Annotated in this window: 10 protein-coding genes; 4 read left to right on the forward strand and 6 right to left on the reverse strand. The window is 64.5% G+C overall.

The genetic code is table 11. The features are described from left to right. Window positions 1–102: 102 nt before the first annotated feature. Window positions 103–3108 (forward strand): hypothetical protein, encoded by a 3006-nt coding sequence (locus tag FIU86_RS12605; protein WP_152475401.1) that lies wholly within the window; start codon window positions 103–105, stop codon window positions 3106–3108. Between the two features lie 196 nt (window positions 3109–3304). Further along, the gene (locus FIU86_RS12610; RefSeq protein WP_152475402.1) at window positions 3305–5233 is read left to right on the forward strand and encodes a cation:proton antiporter; all 1929 of its coding nucleotides are present in this window, start codon (window positions 3305–3307) and stop codon (window positions 5231–5233) included. A gap of 132 nt (window positions 5234–5365) precedes the next feature. On the opposite strand, the gene FIU86_RS12615 is transcribed toward FIU86_RS12610, so the two are convergent. The 5 genes from FIU86_RS12615 to FIU86_RS12635 form a co-directional block, all read right to left on the reverse strand. After that, window positions 5366–5875, reverse strand: a complete 510-nt coding sequence (locus tag FIU86_RS12615) for a CarD family transcriptional regulator (RefSeq protein ID WP_103762416.1) — start codon at window positions 5873–5875, stop codon at window positions 5366–5368. 311 nt (window positions 5876–6186) lie between these two features. Continuing rightward, window positions 6187–6525 (reverse strand): ferredoxin FdxA, encoded by a 339-nt coding sequence (gene fdxA, locus FIU86_RS12620; RefSeq protein ID WP_103762415.1) that lies wholly within the window; start codon window positions 6523–6525, stop codon window positions 6187–6189. Window positions 6526–6606: 81 nt separating this feature from the next. Then, complete coding sequence (locus FIU86_RS12625) at window positions 6607–6987, reverse strand: RNA-binding S4 domain-containing protein (protein WP_152475403.1); 381 nt, start codon at window positions 6985–6987, stop codon at window positions 6607–6609. 12 nt (window positions 6988–6999) lie between these two features. Then, on the reverse strand, window positions 7000–9834 hold the full coding sequence (locus FIU86_RS12630; RefSeq protein ID WP_152475404.1) for a DEAD/DEAH box helicase: 2835 nt from the start codon (window positions 9832–9834) through the stop codon (window positions 7000–7002). 26 nt (window positions 9835–9860) lie between these two features. Continuing rightward, window positions 9861–10364, reverse strand: coding sequence for a tetratricopeptide repeat protein (locus FIU86_RS12635; RefSeq protein ID WP_254703827.1), 504 nt, complete (start codon window positions 10362–10364; stop codon window positions 9861–9863). A 126-nt stretch (window positions 10365–10490) separates the two neighbouring features. Between FIU86_RS12635 and FIU86_RS12640 the strand changes: the two genes are divergently transcribed. Both FIU86_RS12640 and FIU86_RS12645 read left to right on the forward strand, forming a co-directional pair. Continuing rightward, window positions 10491–10778, forward strand: a complete 288-nt coding sequence (locus FIU86_RS12640; protein WP_152475406.1) for an SCP2 sterol-binding domain-containing protein — start codon at window positions 10491–10493, stop codon at window positions 10776–10778. A 3-nt stretch (window positions 10779–10781) separates the two neighbouring features. Next, a complete protein-coding gene (locus FIU86_RS12645) occupies window positions 10782–11801 on the forward strand; it encodes an alpha/beta fold hydrolase (RefSeq protein ID WP_368373130.1) in 1020 nt (339 codons plus the stop codon). Here FIU86_RS12645 and FIU86_RS12650 read toward each other — a convergent pair. Next, a complete protein-coding gene (locus tag FIU86_RS12650; protein WP_152475407.1) occupies window positions 11725–12555 on the reverse strand; it encodes a fumarylacetoacetate hydrolase family protein in 831 nt (276 codons plus the stop codon). The two genes, FIU86_RS12645 and FIU86_RS12650, sit on opposite strands and share 77 nt — an antisense overlap. Window positions 12556–12625: the final 70 nt, after the last annotated feature.

The raw sequence follows: 12625 nt of genomic DNA on the forward strand, positions 1-12625 counted from the left end.
TTCGTGATCGGTGTTTGCCTTTCCCTCGGCGGGAAGCTGCTGTAGAATTCATCTAAGGCAGGGGGCCTTTCCTGCCGGGTCCGTGGTGCCAGAGCGTTGTGAATGAAACCGAATTTTGCCCTGACCCTGTCCTTTGAAGGCATCAGCCTTCTGCATCGTGCCTTCCCCGGCTGGCACATGGTGGGTGAGGTCAGCCTCGACAACGCGGACCTGACCGGCGCGCTCTCGGACCTCCGCCAGAGGGCGGAAAACCTCGACAGCAATCCGATCCGCTCCAAGCTGGTCATTCCCAATAACCAGATTCGCTTTCTTCAATTCGACTCGGAAGGGCTGGAAGCAGACGAGATCGCCTCTGCCGTGCACCGCGCGCTCAACGGGGCCACGCCCTATGCCGTCGACGATCTGGCCTATGACTGGTCGATCTCCGCCGGGCAGGTGCATGTCGCCGCCGTCGCCCGCGAAACCCTCGCCGAGGCCGAGGCCTTCGCCACCGAACATGGGTTCAACCCGCTCTGTTTCGTCGCCGTCCCCGAGGGCCGCGATTTTGTCGGCGAGCCGTGGTTCGGCGAGACAAAAGCCGCGCCCTCACTCCTGCCCGAAGGCGGGCGCATCGACCGCGACACCGCCGCGATCCGCGTCATCGGCACCGCCCCCATGCCCGCCGCAGCGGCGGACGCAGCCCCCGAGGCTGACCTCGAAGGCGCGCCCGAAGCCGGCGCATCGCCCGACCCGGAGGTGCCGCCAACGCCGGAACCCGACCTTCCGCCCCCGCCACGGCCCGAGGTGCCGCCCGCACCACAGCCCGACCTTCCGCCGCAGCCCGAACCCGAGGTTCCGCCCGTCCCCGGCACGCCCCCCGCGCCGGACCCCGAGATCGAGCCCGACACCGATCCGGTGCCTGACATCCCGCCCGAACCGACACCGACCCCTGACCCGGACATTCCCCCAAGCCCCACACCCGGGCTTGGCGCCGAGGATTCTGTCACCCAGGACACCCCCAAGGACACCGACACTGGAACGCAGAGCGAAGATGTCGAGGCTGTCGCGGAAAAGCCCGCGGACCCGCCCGCGCCCGATGCCGCGCCTGCCGTCGCCTTCAGCTCGATCCGTGCCAGGCGCGACGAGCTGCCCACGGTACCGCGCCGCCTGACGGGTGCGACGCGCGATGCCGCGACCCCGTCCGCCGAAACACCGCCCCGCGAAGCGCCCCGCGCCGAACCCACGCTTTCGGCAGCACCGCCCCCGAGCGCTGACTCCGCCGCCAAGGTAACCGGCACGCCTCAGGACGCGCTGCCGGCGGACGCCGCCGCGCGAATCGGCGCAACGCTGCGTCCCTCCGACGAAAACCGCCTCGCCCCGCTGGATGACGACCTGCCGCAGGACGATGGAGTGGCGGTCGCGCCTGTCCCCGATGACCCTGATGATGGCGCCGACATTCCCTCGCCGCCGGCCTTCATGGCCGACCGCGACGATCCGGCACCTCTCGATCTTCCCGATGACACGCCCAATGCGCCGCTCGCGGCACCCGCAGCCGCGAGGTCGAGCCCCTCCGCCGCGCCCTCCGGCCCGCTCTCCTTCTTCTCCCGTAGAAAGCCCGCCAAGACCGAAAAACGTCAAGCCGCACGCACCGCCCCGCGGCCTACCCCCGAGGCCCAGCGCGAGCATGAACGCCAGCGCATGACCATTTTCGGCGCGCGCAAATCCGCCTCCGTCGGGGGTAAGCCGCGCTTTCTGGGCCTGATCCTGACGGCGGTACTGCTGATCTTCCTCGTGGGCGTGGCTGCTTGGGCCTCGATCTTCCTTGATGACGGCATTTCACGCGTGCTGCGCGGCACCCCCGACGCCGATGAACAGATAGCCGCAACACCCGACGCCGACGTGCCGCCCGGCGACACCGCCAGCGCGCCCGAGACCGAGGCCGACGAGGACGGTGAAAGCGTTCTCGCCGCCTTGCCCGGCGTCACCTCCGACGGCGCCGAGCCGCCCAGCGCCGACCAGCAGCCAGAGCCGAACCCGGCCGAACTGAGCGATCAACAGGCCCGCACCCGCTACGCGGTCACCGGCATCTGGCAACGCGCCCCGGACGCGCCCTCCGATCCCGGCGCTCAAACACTTGACGATTTCTACCTCACCTCGATCGACCCCAAGGTCGTCGAACAGGACGCCGTCGCACTACTCGCCCCCGAAAGCCTGCGCGGCGACACACGCCCCGACACACCCGCCGATCCGGCCGCCGCCGACACCATGTTCACCATGGACACACGCGGCCTCGTTCAGCCGACACCCGAAGGCGCGATGAGCCCCGACGGCGTTCTGGTCTATGCCGGTCAGCCCGCGCTCGTCCCGCCCGACCGCCCCGCAGAAACCCTGGCCCAGCCAGGCGAGGACCCGGCCGAGGCCGCCGCGCGCATCGAAGCGCTTGAACGCATTGCCGCGCTGCGCCCCCGTGTCCGCCCCGGCGACCTTGCCGAAACCAATCAGCGCGAAACCCTGGGTGGCCGCACCCGGGACGAGCTTGCCTCGCTCCGCCCCCGCCTGCGCCCGCAAAGCGCCCAGGAACTGGCCGAACAGGCCGCGGCAGCCTCCACTGCCGCCGAAGCAGCTGCGGCGGCCACCTCGGAAGCCGTCTCGCCCGACCCCGATGCGGTAAACGCCGCGGTTCAGGCCGCAGCCGCGGTTCCGGCCCCCGATCCTTTCGCCGGCGCGACCGCTCAGGCCGTCAAGGTTTCGGTCAAACCCAACGCGCGACCCAGAAACTTCAACCGCATCGTCCAGCGCAGCCAGCGCCTCACCAAACAGCAAGAAGCCCGAACCGCCTCCGTTGCCGTGCCCCGCAACCAGCGCATTGCTCCCAGCGGTCCGACTCCCACGACCGTCGCCCGCGCAGCGACCGAAAAGAACGCGCTGCGCATGCGCCAGGTCAATCTCATCGGCGTCTACGGCAGCAATTCGAACCGCCGCGCACTGGTGCGCTTGGCCAATGGCAGCTACAAGAAGGTCAAGGTCGGCGATCGGCTGAATGGCGGGCGCGTCGCGGCCATCGGCACCAGCGAGCTGCGCTATGTGAAATCCGGGCGCTCGGTGACACTTACCATGCCACGCGGCTGATCCGACCCCGGCACTGGAAACATCTCTCTCCTGCCAAAAGACGTCGATCGAATGCCTGACGGGCTAACTCGCTGGGAAAAAGTTGTGCCTCTAAACGAGGTTGATCCGCCAAGCCGTTTGCACAAGCGTTACCCGCACCGCATACTCTGATCGTGGCGGCACGTCGCCCCACTTCCGAAAACGTCGCAGGAGTCCCATGGAAGGTTTTTTCTTTCAGGCCACGGTTTTCCTCGCCGCCGCCGTGATCGCGGTGCCGCTCGCTGCCCGGCTGGGGCTCGGCTCCGTGCTGGGCTATCTTGCCGCCGGTATCGCCATCGGTCATATCCCCGGTCTTCTGGGGGGCCACGACACAGAGGAGTTGCAGCATTTCGCCGAGTTCGGCGTGGTCATGATGCTCTTCATCATCGGGCTGGAGCTTGAGCCGAAGGCGCTTTGGGACATGCGGCACAAGCTGATCGGGCTGGGTGGGTTGCAGATCACCCTGACCACGGCGGCGGTGATGCTTGGCTGCATGGCGCTCGGCGTGGTGTGGTCCGTAGCGCTGGCGATCGGCATGGTCTTCGCACTGTCCTCCACCGCCATCGTCCTGCAAACCCTGTCGGAAAAGGGTCTTATGCAAACAGGCGGCGGGCGATCGACCTTCTCTGTTCTGCTGACACAGGACATCGCCGTCATCCCGATGCTGGCCTTTCTACCGCTTCTGGCCCTGCCCAAGACCCCGGACATGATCTTGGGCGAAACCCTGCAACGGCTGGCTGACGAAGGTCACGCCGCCGAAGGCGATCATGGCGGTGCGCCGGTTCAGGTTGCGCAGTCCATGATTGACAGCCTGCCTGCCTGGGGCGTGACCCTTCTGACACTGGGCGCGGTTGCAGGCATCATCATCTTCGGCGTCTACGCCACCCGCCCGGTGTTCCGCTTCATTCACCACGCCCGCCTGCGCGAAATGTATACCGCGCTTGCGCTGTTGATCGTTGTTGGCATCGCTTTCGTGATGAACCTCGTAGGCCTCTCGCCCGCCCTCGGCGCTTTCCTCGCGGGCGTCGTCCTTGCCTCGTCCGAGTTCCGGCACGAGTTGGAGAGCGATATCGAACCCTTCAAGGGCCTGCTCCTGGGACTATTCTTCATCACGGTCGGCGCGGGCATCAACTTCTCGCTTCTCTTCGCCTCGTTCTTCACGATCATGGGGTTGGCCGTCGCCATCATCCTGATCAAGGGCAGCATACTCTATGGTTTGGGCCGCATCTTCGGCCTTACCGGGCGCAACCTCTGGCTCTTCACGCTGGGCCTCGCCCAAGCGGGCGAATTCGGCTTCGTGCTGATCAGTTTCTCGGGTCAGAACAACGTGATCCCGCCCGAGCTGCGCGAGACGCTGCTACTGGTCATCGCCATTTCCATGCTGATCACGCCGCTGCTCTTCATTCTCTACGACTACCTGTCGCCCCGCATGATCGACCCGGCCGAGTCCCAGGAACCCGACGAGATCGACGCAAAGGGCCCGGTGATCATCGCCGGCATCGGCCGCTTCGGGCAGGTGGTCAACCGCATGATCCGCTCCTCGGGGTTCGACACGGTGGTGCTCGACCACGACCTTGCCGCGATCCAGCGGATGCGCCGCTTCGGCATCAAGGGCTTTCTTGGCGATCCCGGCCGGCCTGACCTGCTGCACGCGGCTGGCCTGGCCGACGCCAAGGTGCTTGTGGCTGCGCTCGACGACGCGGACGCCACCACGCGCCTCGTGGCCTTTGCGCGACGCGAACGGCCCGACCTGCACATCGTGGCCCGCGCCCGCGACCGCACCCACGTTTTCCGCCTTTACAAGGCCGGCGCAGACGACATCGTGCGGGAACTCTTCGACAGCTCCCTGCGGGCCGGGCGATATGTGCTGGAAAACATGGGGCTCACGGAGTTCGAGGCGGCAGAGCTGCAAAAGACCTTCTACCACCACGACCGCGACTCTGTCCGTGACCTCGCCGCCTTGTGGGACCCCAACATTCCCACCATCCAGAACGGCGCCTATATCAAGCGCGCCAAGGAGTTGGAGGCGGAATTGCAGACAATGTTGCTGTCGCAGCTCGAGGAGAAGGCCGCAGACGACATCTCCGACGACCGCAAGGAAGCGTAGGCTCTAGTTTCAACTGCGCGTCTCGGGTAATCAAGTACGATCCCGGGCTTGATCCGGGATCTCTTCGAACAACGCAAAAAAGAAAAGGCCGCGCACGTTGGCACGGCCTTTCTAATCAATTTCCGGTCCGTATCAGGCGGCGCGCGAGATCAAGACCTCGTCGACTTCCTTGGCCGCCTGCACTTCGTCACCACCGCTGACAGCAGCCACTTCGCGGGTCAGACGCTCCAGCGCCGCCTCGTACAGCTGGCGCTCGGAATAGCTCTGCTCGCGCTGGTCGTCCGTGCGATGCAGGTCGCGCACCACCTCTGCGATCGCGATCAGGTCGCCCGAGTTGATCTTCTGTTCGTATTCCTGCGCCCGGCGCGACCACATCGCCTTCTTCACCTTAGCTTTGCCTTTCAGCGTGGTCATCGCCTTCGACACCACATCGGGGCTCGACAGGCTGCGCATGCCGATCTCGGTCGCCTTGTGGGTCGGAACCCGCAGCGTCATCTTGTCCTTCTCGAACGATATCACGAACAGTTCCAGTTCGATCCCTGCGATGTCCTGCTTCTCGATCGACATGATCTGACCAACGCCGTGCGCAGGGTACACAACGTAATCGTCAGGACGAAACTCGGACTTCTTCGATTTGCTCATTCAGGTCTTCCTCACAAGCTTCCCAGTTCAAACTTGGCGGAACATCTCCCGGGGCGGCGGGCCATCAGGGTCTGGCGTCAAGCACAAAGAAATCCACCTCCCATGCGTCAGCGCGGGCAGATGGATAATATATGGGCGGTGTCTACATTTGTAACAACAGTGTATCACAAAAAACGGGCCACAGAAAGCGCGCTCGACGCACCAACCTTATTATACCTGAAACGTCAGGGCGTTACAGCAATCTCTTCAGGCAAAACATAAAGCCCTGATCGTTTGATCAAACGAATCGGTCCACACGTAACCGGAGGACTTCAGCCGCCTTCGCCCGGCGCTTCCGAGAAGTACTTCTCCAGCTTGCCCTCTTCCCCGTCACGCTCGTCCGCCTCCGGCAGCGGATCCTTCTTCGTCACGATCACGGGCCACATTTCAGAGTATTTGCGGTTGAACTCAACCCACTTCTCCATGTCCGGCTCGGTGTCGGGACGGATCGCGTCGGCCGGGCATTCAGGCTCGCACACGCCACAATCGATGCATTCGTCGGGGTGAATCACCAACATGTTCTCACCCTCGTAGAAACAATCCACAGGGCACACCTCAACGCAGTCGGTGTACTTGCACGCGATGCAACTGTCATTGACGATATAGGTCATCTTTCGCCCCGGTCCTGATCTGTTCAGCGTGACGTAATCCAGTCCGGCGGATCATTCAAGCGCCAGACGTGCAATCGCGGCTTACGAACGCGTTTCACGATCCATCTTGCGTCGGTCCTTCTTCGTCGGACGCCCCTTGCCCTCGTATCGCGGGGTATACGGCTCGTCCAGCCTGTCCCGCGGCTTCGGCGGGTCAAGGTCGTCATAGAGCGCCTGCGCCTCGGGCGCAGGGCCTCTGCGTTCGCCCACTGCAAGGATGCGGATCACGCGGATGTCGCGCTCTTTCGGAAAGGTCAGAACATCCCCGGGCCGCACCGACGCAGACGCCTTGGACACCCTTTGCGCGTTTACCCGCATATGACCGCCCGTCACCAATTTCGTGGCCAGGCTGCGGGTCTTGAAAAACCGCGCATGCCAAAGCCACTTGTCCAGCCGGATCTTTGGCTGACCCGGATCGCTCATGCGCCACTCACGTCAGGATTTGTCCTTCAGCCCCATCAGGGCCGCTGCGAACGGGTTGTCGGGGTCGATCTTGTCCTTCTTCGCAGGCTTGGAAGAAAAGCTCTTGGCCCCCTCCTCGCGGCGCGGCTTACCCTTGGGTTTGCCGCCTTTGGGACGGGGCTTGCCGCCCTGTGGCTTGCCGCGGACCGCGCCTCGGGGTTTCGCCGCGCGCCCGGCCCAGGTGAAGGTGTAGAAGACCTCCATCTCGGTCTCGTCCTTGGCGGCGTCAGGCACCTCGCCCAACGGAACTTCGGTTTCGGACATCTCGGGGATATCCGCCTCGACCTCCGGGTCTTCGGGCGGCACTTCCGTCACCGGCGCCAGCCCGTCCTCGGGAATCTGCTCGACCGCGTCCTCCGCGGTGCCCGCCTCCGCCGCGGTACCGGCCTCAGACGGCTCCGGCGCGTCCTCTAGCGCCGCATCCACCGGCTTGACCTTCTCGCGCTCGCCCTGCTCCGCCTTGTAACCAAGGCCTTGCATCAGGTCGGCGAATTGCTCCAGCGTCATGCCGGTGATCGACAGCATATCTGCGTTGGCTTCAAAGCCACCCCGACTGTCCTCGGACCTCAGCATGTCCGCCAACCGTTCCAGCATGTCGATCCGGATCGCCCGTTCACCGGCAGCGCGGTATCCCGACATCGAATGGTATCCGCCCGGCGCGCTGGTGCCCGCGGGAACCGTCACCAACCCCGGCGGCGGCGCCTCGGGGAATTCCTCCAGACCCATCTTAAGCGACCACAGCACCAGCCGCAAACGCGTCGGCGCCGGTTTCAGCAGAAGCGGCATGAAAATCGTGAATTGGCCAAAGCGCACACCGTGCTTGCGCAGTTGTCCGCGCGCCTCCTGATCCAGCGCCTTGACCTCGTCGGCCACCTCGCCGCGCGGGATGATCCCGAAATTCTCGACCAACTGAAAGCCAAAGCCCCTCGCCAGCCCGGTCAATTCCTCGTCCCGCTGGATATTCATCAAGGGCTCGAACAATGTCGCCACTTTGCGATCGATGAAATGCTGCAACCGGCGCTGTATCTTTTGCATCACCTCGGGCCCCGCCGTGTCGTCCACGAACGCCTCGACCTGAGGCTTGAGCGGGTCAGCGCCCGCCACAAGCTTGCCCACGGCGCTTTCGCCCCACATCAGGCCGCCTTGTTCGGTAAAGTCGATCTCGGTGTCGGGGGCGTTGTAAAACTTGTCCGCCCGCAGGTGGAAATGCGGCGCCAGCGCCTGCAGGCTCGCCTGCGCAACCGCCTTGGCCTCCTGTCCGCCCGCCGTCTTGTCCTGGCGGAACCGGAAACCTTCCAACCGACCGACGAATTCGCCCTCGACGGTCACTTCACCCTTGTCATTCACTTCGGCCACGATGGCGTCCTTCTGCTTGAGCCGGCGCATCAGCACGCTGGTGCGCCGGTCCACAAATCTTTGCGTCAGCGCGTCATGCAACGCATCCGACAGGCGGTCTTCTACAGCGCGGGTCGTTCCGCGCCAATGGTTTTCGTCCCCGACCCAGCCCTTTCGCTGGGCAACATAGGTCCATGTGCGGATATATGCCAAACGCTTGGAGAGCGTGTCGATATCCCCGTCCGTCCGGTCGATCCGCGCCACGTGCCCGGCCAGCCACTCCTCGCTGACGCGGCCATGTTCGTGCAGGTCACTGAATATACGCTCAAGCAGCCCCGCATGTTCCGCGTGGCTAATCCCGCGAAAGTCCGGCACGCGGCATACATCCCACAACAGGCGCACCGATGCGCCATCACTGGCCCTCGCGGCAATCTCGGCATCTTCGGCCAGCGTGCGCAGCACGACAAGGTCATCCGCCTCACGGGCACGAGCCAGCCAGTCATCTTCGGGCTTTTGCTCCAGCGACGCGATCAGCGCGTCGACCGAGCCGAATTGCAGCGCCGCGTTGCGCCATTCCAGCTTGCGGATAGGGGTAAAGCGATGATCCATGATCGCCTGCGCCATGTCGTCCGGCAGCTCTGGCGCCTCGCCCGTCACCCCGAACGTGCCGCTGCTCATGCCCCTCCCCGCGCGCCCGGCGATCTGGCCCAGTTCATTGGGGGCAAGGTTGCGCATCCGCCGCCCGTCGAACTTCGTCAGGGACGAGAACGCGACGTGGTTGATGTCCAGATTCAGACCCATGCCGATGGCGTCGGTGGCCACGAGGTAATCCACGTCGCCATTCTGATAAAGATCCACCTGCGCGTTGCGTGTCCGGGGGCTCAGCGCGCCCATCACGACCGCCGCACCGCCCTTTTGACGGCGCAGCAGCTCGGCAAAGGCATATACATTTTCAACCGAAAACCCCACGATAGCCGAGCGCGCGGGCATCTTGCTTATCTTTTTCGAACCTGTGTAGGTCAGTTGGGACATCCGCTCGCGGCCGACGAATTCCGCCCCTGACACCAGCGCCGCAATCGCCCCGCGCATCGTATGCGCGCCCAGAAACTGCGTCTCTTTCTGCCCCCGCATCCGCAAAAGACGGTCGGTGAACACATGCCCCCGCTCAGGATCGGCGCACAGCTGAATCTCGTCCACCGCGACGAAATCCGCGCCCATCCCCTCGGGCATCGCCTCGACCGTGCAGACCCAGTACTGCGTCCGCGGCGGCACGATCCGTTCCTCGCCGGTGATCAGCGCCACCACTGACGGGCCGCGCACGGCAACGATCTTGTCATAGACCTCCCGCGCCAACAGGCGCAGCGGCAACCCGATCACGCCGGTGCGATAGCCCAGCATCCGTTCGATCGCGAAATGGGTTTTCCCGGTATTCGTCGGGCCCAGGACCGCCAGGATCCTCGACTGCTCGCCCATGGGCTTTGCCCCTTGTCGTCTCGTGCTTACAGGTCCCGGCCGCCGATTTCACGTTCCACCATCGGCAAGACCTGTTCCACGTCTTGATGATGCGGATGCAGCGCCAGCACAAGGTCGAATGCCTGCTTGGCCTTCTCGTAATTCTCAACGTGGTAAAGGATACCGCCAAGGCTCGCGATGGCATTGTAATGTCGCGGGTTCAGCGTCAGCGCACGTTCGATATCGGCCAGCGCGGGCCCGAACTTCTCGGCGTCGGCATAGGCCATCGCCCGCATGTGGAACCCTTCGGCAAAATCCGGCGCATGATCGGTCAGCGCCGTGAAATGCTCGATTGCCGCCTTGGTGTCACCCGCCTCCAACGCATCGCGCCCGCGCTTCAACAGCAGGTCCGCCGTGGCAGAGCCCGACCGCGTCCAGGCCAGTTCGATTTCCTTGGCCAAGCGGTTCGCCTCGCGTGGCTCGGCCTCTTTCAACTGCTCGAAAAGCGGGTCGAGCGCCGAATCCTGCGCCAAGCTGGGTAAGGAAAACATGACTAACGGCAAAATTGCCGCGACGATATATTTGGAAAGTCGGTTCATAACGCCCATAACAGACCCAGTTTAGCGCGCATGGCCGGGAATCAAAGCCCCCGGTCTATCAAATCTGGAGGAACTGACATGAGCGACGTAACGAAATCCGCGGTCGAGGCCCTGTCCGCCAAGATGAACGGCAGCTTCGACGGCAGCGCAAAGTTCGTGATCGAGAACGAGGGCTCCATCGTGATCGACGAATCGGGCGTGCGCGAAGGCAACGACGAAACCGACGTCACCATGACCGCCGACGCCGACACGTTCCAATCCATCCTCGAAGGCGATCTCGACCCGACCGCCGCTTTCATGTCCGGCAAGCTGGCAGTCGATGGCGACATGGGCACCGCGATGAAACTCGGCTCGGTCCTGTCGTAACCCATGCTGACGGACGCGCCCTTCTTCGACGATATTGCCGACGGCCCCGACGGTGGCCGCGCCTTTTGGTGCGACACTGCCGACGGGGTGCGCATCCGGCTCGGGCTTTGGCGTCCACAGGACGATACGTGCGAAAGCGCAGGCACGCTCCTGCTCTTTCCCGGTCGCACCGAGTATATCGAGAAATACGGCCGCACCGTCCGGCAGTTCGCCGCCGCGGGCCTGACCACGCTGGTCGTCGACTGGCGCGGCCAGGGCCTTGCCGACCGTCTGATCGAAGACAAGATGTCGGGCCATGTCCTGCATTTTGACGACTACCAGCACGACGTCGCCGCCATGGTCGACGCCGCGCGGGAACTCGATCTGCCCAAACCGTGGTTCGTTCTGGGTCATTCCATGGGCGGCGGCATCGCGCTCAAGTCGGTGATGGACGGTTTGCCCGTGGCGGGCGCGTCCTTTTCCGCGCCGATGTGGGGCATCCGAATCTCCGCCGCCCTGCGCCCTATTGCCTGGTCGCTGGGATGGAGCAGCCGCAGCGCGGGGTTCGATCACGTCTACGCCCCCGGAACCTCGCCCCAAAGCTACGTGCTGGTCGAACCGTTCGAAAAGAACCGCCTGACCACCGACGTCGAGAGCTACCAGCACATGATCGCCCAGGTCACCGCGCACCCGGAGCTGACGATCGGTGGCCCGTCCCTGCGCTGGCTCTACGAATCGCTTCTGGGCACGCGCCAGATGTGGCGCCGCCCGTCGCCCGACCTGCCCTGCCTGTGCCTGCTGGGCTCGGACGAGGATATCGTCGACGTCTCCCGCGTCCATGACCGCATGTCACGCTGGCCTGGCGGCGGACTGGAAATCGCCGAAGGTGCCCGTCACGAGGTGCTTCAGGAAGCGCCGCAGATCCGCGACGCGCTGATCGGCAAACTGATCGACTTTTACGCCCGCGTCAGGGCTCGGCACGCACCGTCTGGCGCTGACGCCCAAGCCCCCGGATCTCCAACTCCATCACGTCGCCAGGCTTGAGATAACGCTTGGGGTTGCGCCCCATTCCCACACCCGGCGGCGTGCCGGTGGCAATGACATCTCCGGGCTCCAGCCGCATCACCTCGCTCAGATGCGCGATGATCTGCGCGACGGTAAAGATCATGGTCGAGGTATTCCCGGTCTGCATCCGCTCACCGCTCACATCCGCCGACATATCAAGGCTCTGCACGTCGCCCACCGCGTCCGGAGTCACCAGCCACGGCCCGATCGGCCCGAACGTGTCGCAACTCTTGCCCTTGGTCCATTGCCCGCTGCGCTCGGTCTGAAAATGCCGCTCGGACACATCGTTCACGATCGTATAGCCCGCGACGTAATCCAGCGCCTCGGCCTCGCTTACGTATTTCGCCTCGCGCCCGATCACCACACCAAGTTCCACTTCCCAATCCGCATGGGTCGATTCGCGCGGCAGCACCACATCGTCATCCGGCCCCACGATGCTGGAGGTGGCTTTCATGAACACAACCGGCTCGGCGGGCGGCTCGATCCCGATCTCGGCGGCATGGTCACTGTAATTCAATCCGATCCCGATCAGCTTGCCAATCCCCGCAACCGGCGGCCCCAGCCGGGGCGTCCCCTCCACCAGCGGCAGCTTTTCCGGGTCCAGCTTGGGCAACGTCGCCAGTGCAGTACCGGAAATCTCGGCCATCACGCCGCTCAGGTCCCGCACCCGCCCTTCGGCGTCCAGCATACCGGGCTGTTCCCGTCCCGGTGCCCCGTATCTCACGAACCGCATCTTTGTGCCCCCTGTCTCGTTTCACCCGACGATAGCGAGCCTGTCTGTCACGGCAAGCATTCATCCACTG

It is taken from the genome of Roseovarius sp. THAF9 (assembly GCF_009363715.1).
Taxonomy (GTDB): Bacteria; Pseudomonadota; Alphaproteobacteria; order Rhodobacterales; family Rhodobacteraceae; genus Roseovarius.

Coding starts and splice junctions, on each gene's coding strand:
- FIU86_RS12605 (WP_152475401.1), top strand. CDS start 103: ATGAAACCGAATTTTGCCCTGACCCTGTCCTTTGAAGGCATCAGCCTT.
- FIU86_RS12610 (WP_152475402.1), top strand. CDS start 3,305: ATGGAAGGTTTTTTCTTTCAGGCCACGGTTTTCCTCGCCGCCGCCGTG.
- FIU86_RS12615 (WP_103762416.1), bottom strand. CDS start 5,875: ATGAGCAAATCGAAGAAGTCCGAGTTTCGTCCTGACGATTACGTTGTG.
- fdxA (WP_103762415.1), bottom strand. CDS start 6,525: ATGACCTATATCGTCAATGACAGTTGCATCGCGTGCAAGTACACCGAC.
- FIU86_RS12625 (WP_152475403.1), bottom strand. CDS start 6,987: ATGAGCGATCCGGGTCAGCCAAAGATCCGGCTGGACAAGTGGCTTTGG.
- FIU86_RS12630 (WP_152475404.1), bottom strand. CDS start 9,834: ATGGGCGAGCAGTCGAGGATCCTGGCGGTCCTGGGCCCGACGAATACC.
- FIU86_RS12635 (WP_254703827.1), bottom strand. CDS start 10,364: ATGTTTTCCTTACCCAGCTTGGCGCAGGATTCGGCGCTCGACCCGCTT.
- FIU86_RS12640 (WP_152475406.1), top strand. CDS start 10,491: ATGAGCGACGTAACGAAATCCGCGGTCGAGGCCCTGTCCGCCAAGATG.
- FIU86_RS12645 (WP_368373130.1), top strand. CDS start 10,782: ATGCTGACGGACGCGCCCTTCTTCGACGATATTGCCGACGGCCCCGAC.
- FIU86_RS12650 (WP_152475407.1), bottom strand. CDS start 12,555: ATGCGGTTCGTGAGATACGGGGCACCGGGACGGGAACAGCCCGGTATG.